The sequence below is a fragment of the Salinigranum halophilum genome, from assembly GCF_007004735.1.
GTDB lineage: Archaea > Halobacteriota > Halobacteria > Halobacteriales > Haloferacaceae > Salinigranum > Salinigranum halophilum.
In genome coordinates this window covers 41,618-60,661 of the sequence record NZ_SSNL01000007.1, presented here as the reverse complement: position 1 = coordinate 60,661, position 19,044 = coordinate 41,618, and the positions used below count along the sequence as shown (strand labels likewise).

The 19,044-nt window shown below is 68.3% G+C and carries 20 protein-coding genes; 12 read left to right on the top strand and 8 right to left on the bottom strand.

The window, feature by feature from the left end; translation table 11 throughout:
* Positions 1-483: 483 nt before the first annotated feature.
* The 4 genes from E6N53_RS18495 to E6N53_RS18480 all read left to right on the top strand — a co-directional run bounded on the left by E6N53_RS18495 (position 484) and on the right by E6N53_RS18480 (position 3,433).
* Positions 484-1,509, top strand: a complete 1,026-nt coding sequence (locus E6N53_RS18495; RefSeq protein ID WP_142860951.1) for a prepilin peptidase — start codon at positions 484-486, stop codon at positions 1,507-1,509.
* 171 nt (positions 1,510-1,680) lie between these two features.
* Complete coding sequence (gene hisI, locus E6N53_RS18490; RefSeq protein ID WP_136592446.1) at positions 1,681-2,076, top strand: phosphoribosyl-AMP cyclohydrolase; 396 nt, start codon at positions 1,681-1,683, stop codon at positions 2,074-2,076.
* A complete protein-coding gene (locus tag E6N53_RS18485) occupies positions 2,076-3,206 on the top strand; it encodes a DUF7118 family protein (RefSeq protein WP_201741202.1) in 1,131 nt (376 codons plus the stop codon). Before hisI ends, E6N53_RS18485 begins: the two co-directional genes overlap by 1 nt.
* Before the next feature lie 2 nt (positions 3,207-3,208).
* Entirely contained in the window at positions 3,209-3,433 is a 225-nt protein-coding gene (locus E6N53_RS18480) for a hypothetical protein (protein WP_136592447.1), read from the top strand.
* Position 3,434: 1 nt separating this feature from the next.
* Here the strand turns inward: E6N53_RS18480 and glmM are convergent, their stop codons facing one another.
* Positions 3,435-4,799, bottom strand: a complete 1,365-nt coding sequence (gene glmM / locus E6N53_RS18475; RefSeq protein WP_142860950.1) for a phosphoglucosamine mutase — start codon at positions 4,797-4,799, stop codon at positions 3,435-3,437.
* Positions 4,800-4,925: 126 nt separating this feature from the next.
* Here glmM and hisA point away from each other — a divergent pair, with 126 nt between their 5' ends.
* From hisA to E6N53_RS18455, 4 genes are all read left to right on the top strand, one after another.
* Positions 4,926-5,648, top strand: coding sequence for a 1-(5-phosphoribosyl)-5-[(5-phosphoribosylamino)methylideneamino]imidazole-4-carboxamide isomerase (gene hisA, locus E6N53_RS18470; protein ID WP_136592449.1), 723 nt, complete (start codon positions 4,926-4,928; stop codon positions 5,646-5,648).
* A 266-nt stretch (positions 5,649-5,914) separates the two neighbouring features.
* Positions 5,915-6,499: an imidazoleglycerol-phosphate dehydratase HisB gene (hisB, locus tag E6N53_RS18465; protein WP_142860949.1), complete on the top strand. Its 585-nt coding sequence runs from the start codon at positions 5,915-5,917 to the stop codon at positions 6,497-6,499.
* A 70-nt stretch (positions 6,500-6,569) separates the two neighbouring features.
* Complete coding sequence (locus E6N53_RS18460) at positions 6,570-7,073, top strand: TrpY family transcription regulator (protein ID WP_136592451.1); 504 nt, start codon at positions 6,570-6,572, stop codon at positions 7,071-7,073.
* A 303-nt stretch (positions 7,074-7,376) separates the two neighbouring features.
* Complete coding sequence (locus E6N53_RS18455; RefSeq protein ID WP_142860948.1) at positions 7,377-8,027, top strand: IMPACT family protein; 651 nt, start codon at positions 7,377-7,379, stop codon at positions 8,025-8,027.
* A gap of 27 nt (positions 8,028-8,054) precedes the next feature.
* On the opposite strand, the gene E6N53_RS18450 is transcribed toward E6N53_RS18455, so the two are convergent.
* The 3 genes from E6N53_RS18450 to E6N53_RS18440 are packed head-to-tail and all read right to left on the bottom strand — an operon-like array spanning position 8,055 to position 12,528.
* A complete protein-coding gene (locus E6N53_RS18450; RefSeq protein ID WP_142860947.1) occupies positions 8,055-10,922 on the bottom strand; it encodes a TRAP transporter permease in 2,868 nt (955 codons plus the stop codon).
* A complete protein-coding gene (locus E6N53_RS18445; protein WP_136592454.1) occupies positions 10,919-11,425 on the bottom strand; it encodes a DUF1850 domain-containing protein in 507 nt (168 codons plus the stop codon). The genes E6N53_RS18450 and E6N53_RS18445 overlap by 4 nt, the downstream gene beginning before the upstream one ends.
* A gap of 47 nt (positions 11,426-11,472) precedes the next feature.
* On the bottom strand, positions 11,473-12,528 hold the full coding sequence (locus E6N53_RS18440; RefSeq protein ID WP_142860946.1) for a TAXI family TRAP transporter solute-binding subunit: 1,056 nt from the start codon (positions 12,526-12,528) through the stop codon (positions 11,473-11,475).
* A gap of 182 nt (positions 12,529-12,710) precedes the next feature.
* On the opposite strand from E6N53_RS18440, the gene E6N53_RS18435 reads away from it, so the two are divergent.
* The gene (locus E6N53_RS18435) at positions 12,711-14,804 is read left to right on the top strand and encodes a S9 family peptidase (protein ID WP_142860945.1); all 2,094 of its coding nucleotides are present in this window, start codon (positions 12,711-12,713) and stop codon (positions 14,802-14,804) included.
* Between the two features lie 21 nt (positions 14,805-14,825).
* Here E6N53_RS18435 and E6N53_RS18430 read toward each other — a convergent pair whose 3' ends face one another.
* From E6N53_RS18430 to E6N53_RS18420, 3 genes are all read right to left on the bottom strand, one after another.
* Entirely contained in the window at positions 14,826-15,074 is a 249-nt protein-coding gene (locus E6N53_RS18430; RefSeq protein ID WP_136600522.1) for a DUF7569 family protein, read from the bottom strand.
* A gap of 492 nt (positions 15,075-15,566) precedes the next feature.
* A complete protein-coding gene (upp, locus tag E6N53_RS18425; protein WP_136592458.1) occupies positions 15,567-16,247 on the bottom strand; it encodes a uracil phosphoribosyltransferase in 681 nt (226 codons plus the stop codon).
* A 66-nt stretch (positions 16,248-16,313) separates the two neighbouring features.
* Positions 16,314-16,493: a DUF8107 family protein gene (locus E6N53_RS18420; protein ID WP_136592459.1), complete on the bottom strand. Its 180-nt coding sequence runs from the start codon at positions 16,491-16,493 to the stop codon at positions 16,314-16,316.
* Positions 16,494-16,598: 105 nt separating this feature from the next.
* On the opposite strand from E6N53_RS18420, the gene E6N53_RS18415 reads away from it, so the two are divergent.
* The 3 genes from E6N53_RS18415 (at position 16,599) to E6N53_RS18405 (ending at position 17,686) form a co-directional block, all read left to right on the top strand.
* Positions 16,599-16,895: a hypothetical protein gene (locus E6N53_RS18415; protein ID WP_236642422.1), complete on the top strand. Its 297-nt coding sequence runs from the start codon at positions 16,599-16,601 to the stop codon at positions 16,893-16,895.
* A gap of 70 nt (positions 16,896-16,965) precedes the next feature.
* Entirely contained in the window at positions 16,966-17,373 is a 408-nt protein-coding gene (locus E6N53_RS18410; RefSeq protein WP_136592460.1) for an SRPBCC family protein, read from the top strand.
* A gap of 91 nt (positions 17,374-17,464) precedes the next feature.
* Positions 17,465-17,686 carry a hypothetical protein gene (locus E6N53_RS18405; protein ID WP_136592461.1) on the top strand — a complete coding sequence of 74 codons (222 nt, stop codon included), beginning with the start codon at positions 17,465-17,467 and terminating at the stop codon, positions 17,684-17,686.
* Between the two features lie 20 nt (positions 17,687-17,706).
* On the opposite strand, the gene E6N53_RS18400 is transcribed toward E6N53_RS18405, so the two are convergent.
* Positions 17,707-19,002 (bottom strand): DUF389 domain-containing protein, encoded by a 1,296-nt coding sequence (locus tag E6N53_RS18400; RefSeq protein ID WP_142860944.1) that lies wholly within the window; start codon positions 19,000-19,002, stop codon positions 17,707-17,709.
* Positions 19,003-19,044 lie beyond the last annotated feature (42 nt).

Here is a 19,044-nt window from a genome sequence, read left to right as displayed (position 1 = left end):
CCGGCAAGAGCCCCAGCAATCAGCAGTAGGCCTACGAAAGCGAGGCCGCCGCCTAGTATTCTGTTGTAGGTCTGTCCTGCATGACTCATTTGCATGGGAGACCTGCAGAACGGACTGATTTCGCAAGCGAAGTCGACAACGGCCTGTGGTCTGAATACTGAGGGAAGTCCAGCGGCCACTGCGATGAGTCCGACAATCAGGGCACCCGCATCCACTATAGTTCACGTATGCGATGACGTGGTAAATCCGTTCGGGCAAGACTCTTGTCGCACACAGTCAGTCCATCGACAGTCGCTCTACGCTGACCAATACGCGCTCTGTATTCCACGATGACCCACTGTCGAATAACATTTGCCCACTATTGCCCACGAACCCCGACTTTCTCTCCGGTATCGCTCCCGGCGTAGCGACGGCGTCGGCTCGCGTTCTCGCCTGTGATTCTCTCACCCAAAGGGCTAACTTCCTCCTCTCCGCGCCGTCTGTATGTTCGCATCGGCACCCGACCTCCTGCGTCTCGTCGCCATCCCCGTTCTCGGTTGGGCGGCGCTCTCTGATATCCGGACGCGGCGGGTCCCCAACCGGTTGTGGCTTCCCCTCGCCGGTCTCGGTATCGCGTTGCTCCTCTGGGACCTCCTCGCGCACCTCCCGCCCACGACCTTCGACGACCGGCTCTTTCTGGTCCAGGTCGGCGTCAGCGTCGTCTTCGTCGTCCCCTTCTCGTACCTCTTCTGGCGCATCGGCGGCTTCGGGGGTGCAGACGCGAAGGCACTCATCGCCCTCGCGCTCCTCCTTCCCACCTACCCGGTGTACTTCCTGCCCTCGACGGCCCTCCCGCTCGTCGAGGCACCACTCGGTGTGTTCTCGTTCACGATTCTGACGAACACCGTCGTCGTCGCCGTCGTCTATCCGCTCGTCATCGGCGTGGGGAACCTGCTCTCGGGCGACGTCGCTCCCATCATGTTCTTCGGGCGGCGGATCGACGTAGCCGACCTCCCGAGCGAACACGGTCGGCTGTTCGAGACGCCGAGCGGCTACACTCGTGGCGGTCTCGACCTCGACGCGCTCAGGATGTATCTCCGCTGGCGCGGCAGTTCCTTCGAGGACCTCCTCGCCACGCCCCACACCCTCCGTGACCCCGCGACCGTCGACGAGACGTTCGAGCCGACAGACGGCCGCGTCGACCCGACCGACGTGGCGACCGACGGTGGTGTCGCACAGGACGCGGCGGCGGCCGACCGACGGGACACAGCCGTGACCCCTCCCGCTCCCGACGCCGAGACGTTCGACGACCCCTGGGCGGCCGAACAGTTCCTCGACAGCATCGAGGGCACCGCCTACGGCACCACGCCGGAGGCGCTACGCGACGGCCTCGAACTCGTCTCGACGCACGAGCGCGTCTGGATCTCTCCCGGCATCCCGTTTCTGGTCCCGATGTTCGTCGGCCTCCTCCTCGCCGTCTCCTACGGCGACGTGCTGTTCGGCCTCCTCGCCGTTCTGGGACTCGCGTGAGGTGCGTCACGCGGCGAACGGACGGCACGCTCCCACCCGGCCGGCGGTGTGCCGTCGCGCCGCCGCACGCCGACCGACGTTCTTCAGCGCATCACCCCGACTGGCCGCGGTTTCACGTTCGAACCGTCCGTCGACACAAGACATATCGGCCGGACGCTCCTCGGTCAGTGCATGAGTGACGCAGACGCCGCTGTTGGTGACGCCGAGGTCGGCGTCGACCTCGACTTCGGCGACGACGGACTCGTCCCGGCTGTCGCCCAGGACGCGGAGACGGGCGAGGTGTTGATGCTCGCGTACGCGACGCGAGAGGCGCTCTCGCGAACCCTCGAGACGGGTCGCGCCCACTACTACTCGCGGAGCCGCGACGAACTGTGGGAGAAGGGCGGGACGAGCGGGCACACCCAGGACGTTCGAGAGGTCCGCGTCGACTGCGACGGCGACGCCCTGCTGTATCTCGTCGACCAGTCCGGCGGGGCGTGTCACACGGGCTATCGCTCGTGTTTCTACCGCCGGGCCGACGGGGGCGTCGTCGGTGAGCAGGTGTTCGACCCCGACGACGTCTACTGATGGCCGAGACTGTCTCCGCCAGCGGTGTCACGGTCGACGACCTCGCAGCCGCCCGTGAGCGACTCCGCCAGGCCGAAGCGGCGGTCGACGAGTACGGCGAGTCCGAGGCCCGCGCGGTCGCCGAGGCGTACGCGGACGCGCTCGACCTCCTCTCGAACTACGAGGACACGGCGACGGGGAGCGGTAACTTCGCCGCCTACGTCGAGTTCGAAGAGCGGTTCGTGAACCTCGTCGAGGAGTTACCGGACGAGTTCCCCACCCGCGACGCCTTCGAGGAAGCCAACGAACTGCTCGACCGTCGACGCCTCGCGGTGAAACACTTCGAGCAGGCACGTGACCTGCTCGCTCCCGCCCGCGAAGCCGTCGAGGCGCTCGACGAGCGCGAGGCCGCCCGCCAGCACCTCCGCGAGACGCGACAGGCGGTCCGTCGCCGACTCTCGACCCTCGACGACGAAATCGGGCGCAGGGAGCGACTCCTCGACCTCGGCGCGGCCGACCTCGACGCACCGACAGAACAGCTTCACGACCCCATCACCGCCTACAACCAGGCGATAGCAGACGCGTTCGAGCGGTTCCGCCGCGAGGAGAGCGTCCGCGACCTGCTCGACCTGGTCGGGACCACGACGGCGTATCCGCTCGTCGAGTTCACCGCCCCGCCCGACTCGCTCCGGTCGTACCTCGAGACGGCCCCCGTCGGACGCGAGTCGCTCCCGACGGTGCTGGAGTACGCCGGCTACTCGCAGTCGAAGCTCGACCACTACGTCGACGACCCCGCCCGGTTCCGGACGAAGGTCGCGACGAACGAGACGTACCTCGCCCGACTCGACGCGACGCCGTTGACGGTCGACTGGCCGCCGCCGGCCGCCGGCGAACTCCGTCGGTTCGCGGAGGAACTCGTCGCCGTCGTCGCTCGGTTCGCCGACGAATCGGTCGTGGCGCAAGCCCGCCGCGTCCGTGACCTCGCGTTCCGCGACGATTACCAGCGCCTCCGGCAGTCGGTGGTCGCCCGCGACGAACTCACCGACGGGGAGCGCGACCGACTCGCCTCGGGTGCGGTCGAGACGGAACTCGCTGACCTGCGTGCGGAGCGCGACCGTCTCCAGTCGGCGCTCGACGACGGCGAGCCCTGAGCGTGGTCACCGTCGTCACGGGCGTCGCTGCGTTCGTCGGGGTCGCGACCGTCCTCGCCGGCGTCGCGTGGCTCCGTGACCCGGAACTGGTCCACCGGCTACAGGTGACGTATCTCGGCAGCGCCCCGCGCGACCGGTCGGCGGTGCGTCGGGGGGCGCTCTCGCGGGGACTCGCCCTGGTCGTTCTCGGCAGTCTCTGTCTGCTGTTCGTCGTCCTCTCCGTCTGACCTACGCCCCGTCGCGGGTGTCGAGGAGCGCCGATTCGACCTCGTCGGCGAGCGACTCCGCGCGGTCGGCGTCCCGCGCCTCGGCGTAGATTCGGATGACGGGTTCGGTCCCGGAGGGGCGGACGAGCACCCACGCGTCGCCGTAGTCGAGCCGGTACCCGTCGATGGTGTTCGGCTCGACGTCGGCGCGTTTCGCGTACGCCTCGGCGGCCTCGAGCATCGCCGTCAGCTCCCCCTCCGAGTCGTAGTGGACGTTCACCCGTGCGGCGTGGTACGCCGAGAAGGGAGCGACCACCTCGCTCGCGGGTCGGTCGGCGACGAGTTCGAGGAACTTCCCGCCGATGTACGCCCCGTCGCGGACCAGGCGATAGTTGGGGAAGAAGACGCCGCCGTTGCCCTCGCCGGCGACGGGAACCGTCTCCCCCTTCGCCCGGAGCGCGCGGATGTGGGTGATGATGTTCGTCGACCCGATGGGCGTGAGTTCCAGCGACGCGCCCGCCTCCGAAACCGCGTCTACGACCCGCTGTGAGACGTTGACGGCCGAGACGAACGTGTCACCCGCCGAGAGGTGTGCGGCCGCGAGCGCCGCCATCGACGACTCGCCGTCGATGAACTCGCCGGTCTCGTCGACGAACACCGCGCGGTCGGCGTCGCCGTCGTGGGCGACGCCGAGGTCGGCGTCCGAGGCACGAACCAGCCGCGAGAGGTCGGTCAGATGGCTCCCGACGGGTTCGGGCTGTCGGCCGGGGAAGTGCCCGTCTGGCGTCGCGTTCACGGTCACGACCTCACAGCCCAGTCGGCGGAAGAACTCGGGGCTGGTGAGGCTCCCCGCCCCGTGTCCGGGGTCGAGCGCGACCTTCAGTCCGGCCTCGGTAATCGCCTCGCGGTCGACCGACGCGAGGAGGTCGTCGACGTACGCGCGGTTCGCCGAGTCGACGTGGCGGACCGAACCGACCTCGTCCCACGGCTTCAGGTCGAACTCCTCGCCGAGCACGTGCTCTTCGACCTCCTCGAGGACGTCGACAGTGAGCTCCACGCCGTCGTCGCCGACGAGTTTGACACCGTTGTACTCCGGGGGGTTGTGCGAGGCGGTGATGTGCACCGCGGGCACCGCCTCGACCTCGCAGTAGCGGACGACCGCCGGCGTTGGCGTCACCCCGAGGCGGTCGACGTCGAGTCCGGCGCTCGCCAGTCCGGAGGCCGCGGCGTTCGCGAACATCTCGCCGGAGGTCCGGGTGTCGCGGGAGACGACGGCGCGGTCGCCGTCCCAGACGGTCCCGGCGGCCTGTGCCACCCGCAGGACGAACGCGGGCGTCAACTCCTGGGTGACGACCCCGCGCGTCCCGCTGGACCCGAAAATCTTCATTTCCTGCTTCTGTGTCGCCCGCCCCCAAAGCCGTTCCGAACGGATGGCGGTTCGCGGCCGCTCCGCGGACGTGTTTCGCCCCCGCGTGTCGGTGCGTTTACCACCTCTCTCCCCCTCCGCTCCGCTATGTTCCCGACGTTCGAGGTCGTCCCCGCTGTCGACATGCAAGACGGTGAGGTCGTCCAGCTCGTCCAGGGCGAACGCGGCACCGAGAAGCGCTACGGCGACCCGGTCGAGGCCGCCCGCCGATGGGTCGACAGCGGCGCGCGGACGCTCCACCTCGTCGACCTCGACGGTGCGTTCGAGGGCGAGCGGAAGAACGCCGCCGCGGTCGAGGCAATCGTCGATGCCGTCGACGTGCCGGTTCAACTCGGCGGCGGCATCCGAACGGCTGCCGACGCCCGCGACCTCCTCGACAGCGGCGTCGACCGCGTCATCCTCGGGACCGCGGCGGTGAACGACCCCGACATCGTCGCCGACATCTCGGAGACGCATCCGGAGAGCGTCGTCGTCTCGCTCGACGCCAAGGCGGGCGAAGTCGTCATCGAAGGGTGGACCGAGGGAACGGGCATTCACCCCGCCGACGCCGCCGGCCGCTACGCGGACCGCGGCGCCGCGGGAATCCTGTTCACCGACGTCGACGTCGAGGGCCAACTGGAGGGCGTCAACACGGACGCCGTCGAGGCCGTCGTCGACGCTGTCGACATCCCCGTCATCGCCAGCGGCGGCGTGGCGACCCTCTCGGACGTCGTCTCCCTCCGCGACGCCGGCGCGGCGGCTGTCGTCGTCGGCACCGCACTCTACGAGGGGCGGTTCACGCTCGACGCGGCGAGAGAGGCCGTCGAGTAAGTCCCGTACACCGAACGGCGCGGAGCCGCCCGAGCAGGGGGTCCGTTTCGACTCGAGCCCGACCGGCCGACGTTTCACTCACTCGTCCGCCTCCCGTCAGTCACACGTCTGACGTTCGTCTGCCGTCCGGCGTTCTCTCCTCCTACGGTGTGGTATCTTCTCACGCCCTCGACTGGAAACAAAGGGGTTCGATATCGAGTCTCACACCGCGTCGTTCCGCTCCGCGTGACGAACCTTCTTTACCCCTCGCTCCCCTCCGCCGGGGTATGACACGGACCGCCGCTGTCTCCCGTGAGACGGCCGAGACGAGCATCGACCTGACGCTCGACGTCGACGGCGACGGGGAGTGCGTCGTCGACACCGGCGTCGGCTTCTTCGACCACATGCTCGAAGCGTTCGCCAAGCACGGCCTCTTCGACCTGAGCGTCCAGTGCGACGGCGACCTCCACGTCGACGACCACCACACCGTCGAGGACGTCGCCATCGTCCTCGGCGAGGCGTTCGTCGAGGCGCTCGACGACAAGCGCGGCATCCGCCGCTTCGCCGACCGGAAGGTCCCGCTCGACGAGGCCGTCGCCTCGGTCGTCGTGGACGTCTCTGGTCGCCCCCACTTCGAGTTCGACGGTGCGTTCTCGCAGGACTCGGTGGGGGAGTTCACGAGCGACATGGCGCGACACTTCGCGCTCTCGCTCGCGATGAACGCCGGCCTCACCCTTCACGCCTCCGTCGACGGACAGAACGCCCACCACGAGGTCGAGGCGCTGTTCAAGACGCTCGCGCGGGCGCTCGACGACGCCACGAGGCTGGACGAGCGGCGGAGCGACACGCCGAGCACGAAAGGCGACCTCTGAACCGAACGACAGCTTCAGTCACTGAGTCACAGAAAACGACTAAACGGCGCGCTGTCGTACTCCGGTGTAGATGTTCGACGAGATCATGCGGAAGTTCGAGGGGAGTCCGAGCCAGCAGGCTGTCATCCGCCTCCTGCTCGAACGCGGGTTCTCGGTGAACGACGACGGCCGGGTCGTCTCGGGGGGCATCGAGATTCCGAACACGGGTATCGCCCGCGAAATCGGCGTCGACCGCCGTGTCGTCGACTCGACCACCGACGCCATCCTCGCGGACCCCCAGCTCCGTCGCATCTTCCAGAACATCTCGTCGATTCCGAGCCTGATGGACCTCGCACCCGTCCTCGACCTCACCGTGCTCACGGTCGAAGTCGACGACGCCGACGCGCCGGGCATCGTCGCGCGCGTCACGACCCTCATCGCCGACCACGACATCTCCATCCGGCAGACCATCAGCGAGGACCCCGAGTTCACCGACGACCCCAAACTCTACCTCGTGACGGACGGCGACATCCCCGGCGATTTGCTGACCGAACTGTCGAACCTGGACTTCGTGCGGCGCGTGAGTATCGCGTAATAGGCGGTCACTGCGTCGTTGTCGCTCGTCCTGCACTCGGCTGGCTCTGCTGCGTGGTGACTCAGTCGTGAGTGAGAGGAGCCGTTTCGCGAGGAAATCGAGAGCGGCCGCCAGGGCGGTGACACCACAGTCCTCCCCAGCCGACTACTTTACTCCCTCGCTTCGCTCGGTCGTTCAGTCGTCCCTCGCGTGTCAGCGCGACATACCGTCGCGCCCGTCGCGCCACCGCACGCCCTGCCATCGCTCTCTCGTATTTTGGTCGCTACCCTTTTATCCGCCTGCGGGCGACGCTTTGGCAGAACGATGACCGACGGCGACACAGGCGACGGTCCCGGGACCTACCGCACCGTCGCGGGCCGCGGACAGGCCGAGTTCGAGGTGCGCGGCTCGGAGTTCATCGGCTACGTCTCGCCCGCGGAGACGGTCGCCGACGCCGAGGCGTTCATCGAGGCGGTCGAATCGGAGCATCCCGACGCGACCCACAACGTGCCCTCGTATCGGGTGCCTGCGGACCCCTCGAAGGTGGACGTCCTCCTCAGAGAGTGGTGTTCGGACGACGGGGAGCCGGCGGGTTCCTCCGGAAAACCGGCGCTGAACGTCCTCGTCCAGCGGGATATTCGAAACGTCGTGGCGGTGGTCACCAGATACTACGGCGGGACCAATCTGGGCGTCGGCGGCCTGGCACGGGCGTACTCCCGCGCGGTCAAGGACGCCGTCGACGACGCCGGCATCGTCGAGGAGCGCCCCCACGAGCGCTTCTCGGCCGTCGTCACCTACGACGACTCGGGGACGGTGCGAGGGATTCTCGAATCCGCCGGGACCGAGTTCGAAGCCGACTACGACGAGCAGGTCTCCTTCGCGGTTCGCGTCCCCGTCGAGGAGGCGGCCGGACTCAGAGACCGACTCCGGAGCGCGACGAGCGGACGCGTCGAGTTGTCGAAAAAACGAGCGTGATGAGAGCGGGTCGGTCGCGCCGTTCGCTCAGTCGGTCGCTTCGGCGCGACCCGTGGGTCGGGGGGGCTGCTTCTGGCTCGCCGCGCGGTTCTTCAGCGTGAGTGCGGCGAACAGCACCCCACCCGCCGCACGGAGGCCGAGGTCGATGACGAGCGGTTCACCGACGTTCTGGACGATGCCGACGAACGAGAGCACGTCCGTAATCGCACTGAGGACCAGGAGCGGTGCCATCAACAAGAAGGCGCTGACGACGAACAGTGCGCGCTCGGCCCGACTCACGGGCGCGTAGAAGTACCCGATGACGGTCGCTCCGAGGCCGACCACGCCGACGAACACCCCGATGATGGGTATCACCACCTCCGGCAGGAAGTACGTCACCTCCGTCACGTCGGCGAAGTTCAGCACACGGAAGTCCTGATTCTGCCCGCGCAGCAGGAGGATACCGGGCGTGAGCGCGAACGCGAAGGGCACGATGGCCTTGTTGAGCGACAGGGAGAACGCCTTCGTCCCCGTCCTGAAGGGGTCGGATTTGGCCACCCCCGACGCGGCATAAGCAGCCACCGCGACCGGTGGTGTGATGTCGGCGATGACGCCGAAGTAGAGGATGAACAGGTGCGCCGCCAGCAGCGGAATGTCGGACGACTGGGCGATGGCCGGGCCCAGGAGGGAGACGAGGATGATGTACGTCACCGTCGTCGGCATCCCCATCCCGAGGATGATAGAGGCGATGGCGGTAAAGAGCAAGAGGAGGACGATGGAGCCGCCGGCGACGGCTTTGATGAGCGCCGTCAGGTTCGGGCCCAGTCCGGTGGCGCTCACGACGCCGGGGATGATGCCGGCGGCGGCGACGGCCACGACGACCTCGGTCGAGGTCCGCGCGCCCGAGTCCATCGACTTCCCGATGAAGGTGAGGTAGCGGAACGGCCGCGTCTCGGCGAGACTCGGTCGCGAAATCCCCTCGGCGAACCGCTCGCTCGCGGTGTCGACGGCGTCGTCGAAGTTCAAAAGCGGTGCGTCGCTCCGCGGGCGGAACAGCATGAACGCGACGCTCACGAGGACGATGATGGTCCCCAGCGTGCCACCGGCCGCGAAGAGCGCCTCTGCGAAGGTGCGAGATTCACCGCTCGCACCCGTAAGGAGGCCCACGATGCCGACGCCGCTCGTGACGAACGCACCCAACTCGGCGAGGAACAAGGCGAGAATCGTCCCGACGAGCGGGGCTCCCGTTCGCTCGTTGTAGGCGGCGACGAACGCGATGAGTGCCATGATTGCGACGAGCGTGAACCACGCCGACCGGGCGACGGTGAGACGCTCGACGAGCAGGTAGTACAGCAGCAAGATGAGCGGCACGAGGTAGAACCACCCGCGCGAGAGGTGACGCTTGATGTCGACGACGTCGTCGCGCGAGAGGCCGCCGATGTTCGCCCGTGAGGCCTCGAGGTGGACCATCACCCAGACGCCGAAGAAGAACACGATGGCGGGGATGGTCGCGGCGATGATGATATCGGAGAACGGCACGCCGATGAACTCGATCATCAGGAACGCCGCGGCACCCATGACGGGCGGGAGGATCTGCCCGCCCGACGACGCCGACGCCTCGACCGCGCCCGCGAACTCCGGCCGGTAGCCGGAGCGTTTCATCAGCGGGATGGTGAACGCGCCCGTCGTCACCGTGTTGGCGATGGACGACCCGGAGATGGTGCCCATGAAGCCCGACGCGAGGATGGACGCCTTCGCGGGGCCGCCTTTCCGCGTCCCCGTGGCGGAGTACGCGAGTTCGATGAACCACTGCCCTGCGCCGGACATCTCGAGGAACGCGCCGAAGAGGATGAAGATGTAGATGAACTGCACCGACACCGTAACCGGAATCCCGAACACGCCGTTCTCGGTGTTGTACCAGAGGTTCTGGACGATGTTCGCCCAACTGCCCTGTGGGATGGAGAGCACGCCGATGAGGGGCGTTTCGGGCGTGATAATGAAGCCCCAGCGGGCGTAGACGATGAACGACGCGACGATGAGCATGAGGTAGACGCCGAGCGCGCGTCGAGTCGCCTCGAGGACCAGGAGCGTCCCGACGGCCCCGAGGAAGAAGGCGTACGAGACGCCCGTGAAGGGGACCACACCCATCACGGCCGCGACGACGTCCGCGAGGAAGCTGAGCGGGGGGACGACGTCGCCGAGGGCGACGAACAGCCCGGTGGCGTACTCCGCGATGGTGCGGCCCGAGTCGAGCCCCAGCACGCGAAGCCGCTGAATCTCGCCGAAGTCCACGACCATGTAGACCGCCGTGAGCGCTGCCAGCACCATGAACACGAAGTCGATAGGCGTCACGCGCTCGCGCTCGTCGTCGACGACGAGCCAGCGGACGCTTCGTCGGAGCGTCTTCGCCGCGTTCGTAATCGGGTTCGACGCACCGAAGCGCTGCTCGACGGCCGGCACGACCTGGGCGAGCCTGGTCGCGATTGCCCCGCCACCGTCCGTCGGCGGGAAGAGCAAGAACGCGAGGATGAGTGCGAACGCGACGTGGATGGCGTTCACCTGCAGCAACTGGAGGGCGGCGAGCCTGACCTCACCCACCGCGGGCAGGGAGAACTCGAAGATGAAGCCGCGCGCGGCGAGCCAGATTTGAAACAGCGAGAAGGCGATGCCGATGACCGAGACGGCGAGTGCGGTACTGCCCGAGAGTGTCCGTTTTCGCTCGATTCCTTCGAGAATCTCCTCGGCCTCAGCGTCGCTCAACTCGCCGTCGCCGTCGTCGGTGTTCGGGTCGGGACCGCCGTCTGCGGACTCCGGGTCGGTCCGGTCGTCGGTGCCTCCATCGGTCCTGGCCACGGAGTCACCGTCGCGGGTCGGACCGTCTCTCTCTGATGCTCGTTCCGGGTCTGAATCTGTCATGGTCGTGTCATCGAGCGTGCAACGTCAAGGACAGTTCGCTCCGTGATATAGATACGCACGGACTCCGCGTCCGAACGCGCGACGAGGTCGTACGTCTCCTCGCCGACGTGGAGTTTGTGGCCGGCGATGCGGCCGGGCTTCACGTACAGTTCCTCGTAGGACCCCTCGGGGTCGAAGACGAACGACCCGTTCTCGGTGGTGACGTTCACCCGCGCGGGGAGCCCCCAGCCGTACGACTGGAACTCCATCCGCGTCATCACGAGTTCGCCGTCACGGACCGCGTAGGCGTCGAGTACGCGCGTCTTCTCGACGCTGTGGGTGTACTCGAGCGCGACCGTCGTGTTGTCCTCGACGGGCACGCGAAGGAGTTCGTCACCGCCGTCGGCCGTCTCGACGACGAGCGCCTGTCCGGCCGGGAGCGACGCGGCCGCGGCACCGCTGACCGCGAGCAACGCCGCGACTACGACGGCGGCGAGAGCGAACCGTCTACGTTGGTCGTCCATCGCGTCAAAGAACGTCGAGTGTCTGTAAGTGCGCTACGGGTTCGGGCTCAGCCGAAGTACGCGGCCGCGCCCGGGTGCAGGTCGATGGACATGCCGTCCTGTGCGGAGTCGGCCGTGATGAAGTCCGTCTTGATAGTGAGCGAGTCCGTGTTGTCGAAGATGGCCGCCGTGACCGTCTCGACGATGTCCTCGGGCTGCTCGGCGTTCGTCGCGATCATCGCCTGCACGGCGACGGTCGGCGCGGGCGACTCGAGCCCGTACGTGCCCGAGGGGACCTCGTCGTCCGCGTAGAACGGGGCGGCGTCCTTGACCGACTGGCGGGCGTCGCCCTCGATGGGGACGATGCGGACGTCCTCCGTCGCGGCGAGCTCCTCGATGGCACCGACGGGGTAGCCGCCGACGACGAACGCGGCGTCGATGTCGCCGTTCTTCAGCTGGTCCGACGCCTGCGAGAAGCCGGTGTTCTGCTCGGTGTAGTCGCTGATGCCGAGCGCCTCGAGGATCTGGTTCGCGTTGACCTGCGTCCCGGAGCCGAGGTCACCGGTGTTGATGGTCGCGCCCGAGAGGTCCGCGGGCGTCTCGATGCCCGTGTCGGCGAGCGTCACGATGTGGATGGTCTCGGGGTAGAGGGTGGCGACGCCGCGGAGGTTGTCGACGGCGTTGCCCTGGAAGGCCTCGATACCCGAGCCGTTCGACGCGAAGAACGCGACGTCGTTCTGGATGAGCGCGAAGTCGGCGTCGCCGCTCGCGAGCGAGCCGACGTTCTCGACGGAGGCACCGGTCGACTGGACCTGGACCGTGATGCCGTCGGTGTTGGACTCGATGACGTCCTTGAACTCGTTCGAGAGCGGGAAGTACGTCCCGCCCGTGCCGCCCGCGTGCCACGAGAGACGCGTGCTTCCCGAGCCGGAGCCGCCCGAATCCATCTCGGTCGACTCACCCTCCGAGTCCATCTCGGTCGACTCTCCATCGGAGCCGCCCTCTTCGCCGCCTTCGCCACCGCTTCCGCCACCGCCGCCACCGGAACAGCCGGCGAGGCCGGCCAGCGCCGCCGTTCCTGTCGCTGCGAGGAAACTCCGTCTGTCGAACTTCTTCTGGACCATACTCGACAGGGGTAGCTGGAGATATATATGATTACTCATGTCAGTGTGCTGCTTTCACCACATCCATATGGTAATAGTCGGAATTATCAGACGTTCATTTCGTCCATAACGACCGTACGAGGGCGCTGACGGTGGTTCTCCGCACCGGAACGTTCTTTCTTCCGTGTGGCGAGTGCGCTCGCATGCAGCTCACGGCCGCAGACTACCACGACCTCGTCCGGGTGTCCGCGCCGGCCGTCTCCCCGGACGGGTCGACCGTCGCGTACGTCGCTCGCCGGCCGCGCGACGAGACCACGACCGAGGCGAGCGTCTTCGTCGTCCCCACCGCCGGGGGCGACCCCAGGCGATTCACCGCGAGTGCGGGGGTCGACGACGAACCTACCTTCTCCCCCTCGGGCGACCGCCTCGCGTTCACCCGCGCTCGGGACGACGAGCCGACACAGCTGTGGGTCGTGCCGACCGACGGCGGCGAGGCCCGACGCGTCACGAACGTCCCCGGCGGCGTTCAGGGGCTCTCGTGGTCACCCGACGGCACCCGGCTCGCCTTCGTGAGCGAAGCCACGGCGACCGAGCGAGAGCGCGGCGTCGACTGCGACGCGACCGACTACGAACGGTCCACGCCCGACCCGCGCGTCGTCGACCGCCTCGTCTACCGGCGAGCGGCAGCCTACCTCGACGGGACACACAGACACGTCTACCTCGCCGACCTCGACGCTGCCGGCGACGCCGAGACGCTCGACGACCCGGGCGGAGCTGTCACCCGTGTCACCGACGGCGACCGCGACCACACCGCGCCGACCTGGGGCGACGCCGAGACGCTCTACTACGCGGTCGCCCGACGGCGCGACGGGGGCGACCCGGACGACGCCATCGAGTTCGAACTGGTCGCCCACGACCTTCCGCGAGCGCACACACGACACGTGACCTGGGGGGAGTCGTGGACGCCCGCGCTCGCGGCGACCGACGACGGCCGCGTGGCGTACCTCCACACCCCGACGGACGACGGGCCACCGGTCCACGCCGACGTCGTCGTGGTGGCGTGTGAGACGGGCGAGGAGACCGTACTCACCGCCGACCTCGACCGGACCGTCCTCCCCGACCGGGGCTTCGCGTGGGGCCCCGACTTCGAGTCGTTCTACGCTGTCACGCCCGACGAGGGCGACTTCGTCGTCAGGCGCTTCGACGCGGGAGACGGTGAGTCGGTCGACCGCGACGTCGTCGTCGACACGGGCGAGGTCGACGGGCTCGGGGTCGGTGCTGACCTCCTGGCGGTCACGAAGAGCGCCGCCGACCACCCGGGCGACGTCTTCGCCGTCGCCGCCGACGGCGAGCGCCGCCTCACGACCGTGAACGACGCCCTCCTCTCGTCGCGCACGCTTGCCGCGCCCGAGGAGGTGTGGTTCGAGTCGGAGGCGGGGCCGGTGCAGGGGTGGCTCCTGTTCCCGCCCGAGGGGGCTCGGGACGGCCGGGAGCGGTTCCCGCTCGTCGTCGAGATTCACGGCGGCCCACACGCCATGTGGAGCACGTCGGGAACGATGTGGCACGAGTTCCAGACGCTCGCCGCGCGGGGCTACGCGGTGTTCTGGTGCAACCCGCGGGGCTCTCTCGGCTACGGCGAGGCGTTCACGACGGCCATCCAGCGCGACTGGGGGGTGACGACCGCACGTGACGTCCTCGCGGGCGTCGACGCCGTGTGCGAGCGCGACGAGGTCGACGATTCGCACGTGTTCCTCACGGGGGGAAGCTTCGGCGGGTACATGACCGCGTGGCTCGTCGGCCACGACGACCGGTTCCGCGCCGCCGTCGCCCAGCGCGGTGTCTACGACCTCACCTCCTTTTACGGCTCGTCGGACGCGTTCAAACTCGTCGAGTGGGACTTCGAGACCACGCCGTCAGACGACGCCGCGTTCCTCTGGGAGCAGTCGCCGGCGTCGGTGGCTCACGAGGTGACGACGCCGACGCTCGTCCTCCACGCCACCGAGGACTTCCGGGTGCCGGTGAACAACGGCGAACTCCTCTACGTGCTGTTGAAGAAGGCCGGCGTCGACACCCGGCTCGTGCGGTATCCGCGCGAGGGCCACGAACTCTCACGGTCGGGCGAACCGGGCCACGTCGTCGACCGTCTCGAACGCATCGTGCGCTGGTTCGACGGCTACTCGGACTACCACGACGTCCCTCGGGCGCTGGACCGCGGCGACGACGGCCTCTCCGGTGGACTCGGCGAGGCAGAACCCGAGAGCGAGAGTGCGGGTGAGAGTGAAAACGCGGACGGCTGACGACGGCCGACTCGCGCCCCCCTAATCGACGATAATCTCCGAATCCGCGTTCGCTCCCCTGTCGGGCGACAGCTGTCGGTCGTAGCGGTCGACCCAGGCGGCGAAGCAGTCGGGGCAGAGTCGGTGGCTGTGTAGCTGTGCCCCGTCGACCCTCGTCTCGACGGTGCGTGTGAGTGCGTCGGCGACGGGTTGGCCGCAGTCGTCACACGGCTCTTCGGAGCGCCCTCCGTCCGGGCGATAGTGGCAGTTCACGCCGGGCGCGTCGTGCATACGCTCTGACTCGATGGCCGCGATATTAGCTGTGGTGCCGCTCGTGGGAGGTTGTATTCGGTGTGGGTGTCTCGCTGGATGGGCTCCTCGGGCAGTTTCGAGCGGCGGGCGTGACTGTGGGGACCACGAACACTGCGCGGTCGCCAGGGCGGTGAAGCCACAGTCCTCCCCAGCCGATTCACTCGGTCACTCGCACTGCTCGCTCCCTCGTTCATCCCTCGCGCGTGAGCCACGCGGCGGGACCGCGTGACGTCACGCGCCAACCGCGACAGGGCGGTGCGGTGGCGCGCGATGAGCGAGCAACGCGAGCGAACGCGCGAGGGTCGCGGCCGGGTTCCGTCCCGGCCGCACCGGTTGGGGAGGGACGAGGCTACACTGCGCCCGTGTGTCGCACGGTGTTCGTGGTACGTTCGAGCAGTCCAGTCGCGAGTCTCACGACCATCGTTCTGTGGGCTCGCTTCTCACTACTCCTCGAAAACGAGAATCGCCCGCTTACGTCGTCCGGAACGCGCGGTCGCCGGCGTCGCCGAGGCCGGGAACGATGTAGCCGTCGTCGTCGAGGTAGTCGTCGATTGCGACGGTGAGCAGGTCGGCCTCGGGGTACTCCTCGTCGACCCGCAGCAGGCCGTCCGGGGCGGACACCGCCGAGAGGACGAACAGGTCCGTCGGCTCCTCGGCGGCGCTCTCGAGGACGTGGTCGAGGACGGCGCACATCGTGCTGCCGGTCGCGAGCATGGGGTCGGCGACGATGACGGTGTCCTTCGCGCGAATCTCGGGGAGTTTCACGTAGTCGATGGTGATGGGGAACTCGCCCGCCTCGTTCATCCCGGCCTCCTCGTCACGGCCGGCGGAGATGACGCCCTGCTTCGCCCGTGGGAACGCTTTCAACAGCCCTTCGACGAACGGCGTCGCCGCACGCAACACGTTGATGATGACGATGTCGTCGAGCCCCTTCACCCGCTCGCCGGTGGTCTCTTGCAGCGGTGTCTCGATGGAGACGTACTCGGTCTCCATCGCGCCGTCGATGATCTCGTAGCCACAGATTCGGCCGAGCTTCACCAGGCCCTTGCGGAACGCGACCTGCTCCGTCTCGACGTCTCGCAGGCGCGAGAGGGTGTCTTTCGCCAGCGCGTGTGTGATGAGATACGCGTTGTCGCGGTCTTCGATAGGCATCTGTGTGTCTATCTGTGCGCGCGACGCCGACGATGATAAAGCAGGGGGTGTTCGTCGCCGCGCCTGTCACCGCAGCACGACGAACGTGAGCAGCGCGAGGCCGAGCGCGCCGATCGCGACGTTCCGGAGCGTGAACGGGACGATGTCGAGGAACGACAGCCCCCAGACGACGACGCTGGCAAAGAGCGTCGAGAGGACGAGGTTCATCACGAGGTGCACTCTCGGGTCGCCCTGAGAGGTGGTCATCGGTTCCCCGTTTCCCCGACCCCGACTTAACTTCTTTGCGCTGGCGTCCCATCCCCACCCGTGGCCCGTCGCGACATCGCTCTCCGTAGTCGTGGGGGAGGGGAGGTGGACCCGTGGCCGTTCCTCGTCGTCACGGGGATGGCCTTCCTCCTCGTGTTCTCGTTCGGCCCGGTGTACCTCCTCTCGTTCGGCCTCCCGCTCCCCGTCGCGCTCGGCGTCTCCGCCGTCACCTTCCTCGGGTTGGCGGCCGCGGCCCACTACCGGCTGGTCTGGACGGCCGCCCCCGACCTCGCGGGGGAGGTGCCCGCCGCCGCGCGACTCCGCCGCATCGTCTACTGGGCCGTCGCGCTCGCGCTCGTCCTCTTCGGGCTCTCCCTGCCGTTCCTCGCCGAGTTGCACTGACGAGTCGGCTCTCCCGCCGCGCGCTGCCGGTGTCACCACCCTTTCGACCCCCGGTCTCGTATCCGCACTCATGGCCGAGGTGGAACGCTCGCGGTTCGTCCGCGCCACGCCCGCGCGGCTCGCCCGGCAGCTCTCGCCCGAGACGCTGGTGGCGGCCGAGGGGAGCTTCGACGTCCGGACGGTCCGCGAGGCGGACGACGCGACGGTCGTCACGGTCGGCGGCGGCGGACTCTCGTTCGACCTCAGGTTCGAGCCCAGAGCGGACGGCTACTACTACACACAGGTCGGCGAGGCCGGCCCGTTCGAGTCGATGGAGACGTGGGTCCAGTACGCGAGGGAGGACGAGGGCTCGCGCGTTACGATGCGGTCGGCCGTGTCGCTGGCGCTCCCCCTCCCGTTCGTCGACCGGGTCGCGGCGTGGAAACGCGGTGGCGAACTCGACAGGGCACTCGACGCGCTCGCCGGGTCGCTCGACTGAACCCGTCGGTGTCCGCCGCCTCGCCTTCGGTTGTGCGTCACGCCCGCCCACTCGCTCGGGGATTTATGTCGAAGAATGAGCACGTTCGGCTATGGGCCTGTTCGGAACGCTCAAAGAAGCGTTCGTGGCGTCGACCCCGTCGACCGACCGCGGATCGGGGACGACCGAGTCGAAGGGCGCGTACTGGTGTCACGACTGCGACGAACGACTGCTCGACCTCGACGTCGCGGGCGAGGAACCGCCCGCCTGTCCCGACTGCGGCGACGAGATGGACTTCGAGCGCTCCCCCGGGTCGACCGGGTGTGCGTGCTGACCGTCGTCGTCGGCCGACGCTCAGGCGCTCTCGCCCGCCGTCGCCGTCTCGACGAACTCGACCGAGACCGACACGTCGCTTCCCGTCGCGGTCGCGATTCGGTCCTCCAGCCGTCCGGGAAGCGTCGGATACGGCTGGTCGGCCGGTCGCTTGACGCGCACGGTCACCTCCCGCGGTGACGCTCTGAGACCGAACCCGGTGAACTCGACACCGACGGAGCGGAGGACGACCCGGTCGTACTCGGGGCTGTCGAGGACGTCCTCGACGACGTCGTTCGTCGTGTTCTCGAACGCGCTCTGGTCGGCGACGGCCGCCCCGACTGCGCCCGTGACGACCAGGATACAGACCAGTGCCGTGACGACGGCGTTCAACCGTCCCGACCGGAGCGCGTCGACCGGCGCTCTCTCGCGCCACGCCTCGGGCCGGTAGCCGAGGTACCAGAGTGCCCCGGCCCCGCTCGCGGTGATGGTGAGGACGTTCACCACCAGCAACACGGCCGCGCCGACGGCCACAGCCGGATACCCCCACGCGACCCCGATGCCCACGGCGGCGGCGGCCGGAATGAGCGCCGCCGCGACGGCGACGCCGACGAGCGACACCGGGAGGTCCGTCGAGAGACCGAACGCTCCCGCCGCACCCGCGCAGACTCCGACGACGAGCGACAGCACGCCCGGCGACGTCCGGGCGCTCACCTGTGCGATTGTCGTCACGTCGACCGCGGGGGAGACGAACTGGGTCGCCCTGAGCAGCCAGCCGAACGCCGTCGCACTCGCCACGGCGAGTCCGAGTCCGAGCAGCTGTGAGCTCATCCCGTCGCGTATCATCCGCCCGTCGCTGAAGGCGACGCCGACACTCGCCGTCAACGCGGCACCGACCTGCGGGGCGATGACCATCGAGCCGACGACGACCGCGGGCGAGTCGAGCAAGAGGCCGACCGTCGCGACGAGCACGCTCAACAGCGTCATGGCGTAGTACGTTCGCACGCCCGGTTTCATGTTTCGGGCCTTCGAGCGAATCTCCTCGGGGACGACCGCGTCGTCGTCTTCCTCCCCTTCGACGAACCGGCGTTCCAGTTCGGCGAAGTGTGGGGTCGACGCCGTCTCGGCGTTGGCGATGACGGTGAACGAGTCGTCGACGCCGGCGTCGCGCAGGTCCGCGAGCACCGTGTCGACGGCCTGTACCGGAAGCGGAAACTGGACGACCAGCGCGTCGTCGTCTGCGACCTCGGTCACGACGTAGTCGACCTGCTCGTCTCCGAGGACCTCGAAGACGGCGTCGCTTCGGTCTCGGGGAACGCGGACGTGGATGAACCGCATCCCCTCCACCGTCGAGTGTCAGGCGAATGTACCTATGGGTCT

What these genes read in the sequence shown, in the direction of transcription:
- E6N53_RS18410 (WP_136592460.1), top strand. Translation starts at nt 16,966, where the DNA reads ATGGCCGAGGTGGAACGCTCGCGGTTCGTCCGCGCCACGCCCGCGCGG.
- E6N53_RS18430 (WP_136600522.1), bottom strand. Translation starts at nt 15,074, where the DNA reads ATGCACGACGCGCCCGGCGTGAACTGCCACTATCGCCCGGACGGAGGG.
- E6N53_RS18450 (WP_142860947.1), bottom strand. Translation starts at nt 10,922, where the DNA reads ATGACAGATTCAGACCCGGAACGAGCATCAGAGAGAGACGGTCCGACC.
- upp (WP_136592458.1), bottom strand. Translation starts at nt 16,247, where the DNA reads ATGCCTATCGAAGACCGCGACAACGCGTATCTCATCACACACGCGCTG.
- E6N53_RS18485 (WP_201741202.1), top strand. Translation starts at nt 2,076, where the DNA reads ATGGCCGAGACTGTCTCCGCCAGCGGTGTCACGGTCGACGACCTCGCA.
- E6N53_RS18495 (WP_142860951.1), top strand. Translation starts at nt 484, where the DNA reads ATGTTCGCATCGGCACCCGACCTCCTGCGTCTCGTCGCCATCCCCGTT.
- glmM (WP_142860950.1), bottom strand. Translation starts at nt 4,799, where the DNA reads ATGAAGATTTTCGGGTCCAGCGGGACGCGCGGGGTCGTCACCCAGGAG.
- hisB (WP_142860949.1), top strand. Translation starts at nt 5,915, where the DNA reads ATGACACGGACCGCCGCTGTCTCCCGTGAGACGGCCGAGACGAGCATC.
- E6N53_RS18440 (WP_142860946.1), bottom strand. Translation starts at nt 12,528, where the DNA reads ATGGTCCAGAAGAAGTTCGACAGACGGAGTTTCCTCGCAGCGACAGGA.
- hisA (WP_136592449.1), top strand. Translation starts at nt 4,926, where the DNA reads ATGTTCCCGACGTTCGAGGTCGTCCCCGCTGTCGACATGCAAGACGGT.
- E6N53_RS18405 (WP_136592461.1), top strand. Translation starts at nt 17,465, where the DNA reads ATGGGCCTGTTCGGAACGCTCAAAGAAGCGTTCGTGGCGTCGACCCCG.
- E6N53_RS18455 (WP_142860948.1), top strand. Translation starts at nt 7,377, where the DNA reads ATGACCGACGGCGACACAGGCGACGGTCCCGGGACCTACCGCACCGTC.
- E6N53_RS18435 (WP_142860945.1), top strand. Translation starts at nt 12,711, where the DNA reads ATGCAGCTCACGGCCGCAGACTACCACGACCTCGTCCGGGTGTCCGCG.
- E6N53_RS18400 (WP_142860944.1), bottom strand. Translation starts at nt 19,002, where the DNA reads ATGCGGTTCATCCACGTCCGCGTTCCCCGAGACCGAAGCGACGCCGTC.
- E6N53_RS18460 (WP_136592451.1), top strand. Translation starts at nt 6,570, where the DNA reads ATGTTCGACGAGATCATGCGGAAGTTCGAGGGGAGTCCGAGCCAGCAG.
- hisI (WP_136592446.1), top strand. Translation starts at nt 1,681, where the DNA reads ATGAGTGACGCAGACGCCGCTGTTGGTGACGCCGAGGTCGGCGTCGAC.
- E6N53_RS18420 (WP_136592459.1), bottom strand. Translation starts at nt 16,493, where the DNA reads ATGACCACCTCTCAGGGCGACCCGAGAGTGCACCTCGTGATGAACCTC.
- E6N53_RS18445 (WP_136592454.1), bottom strand. Translation starts at nt 11,425, where the DNA reads ATGGACGACCAACGTAGACGGTTCGCTCTCGCCGCCGTCGTAGTCGCG.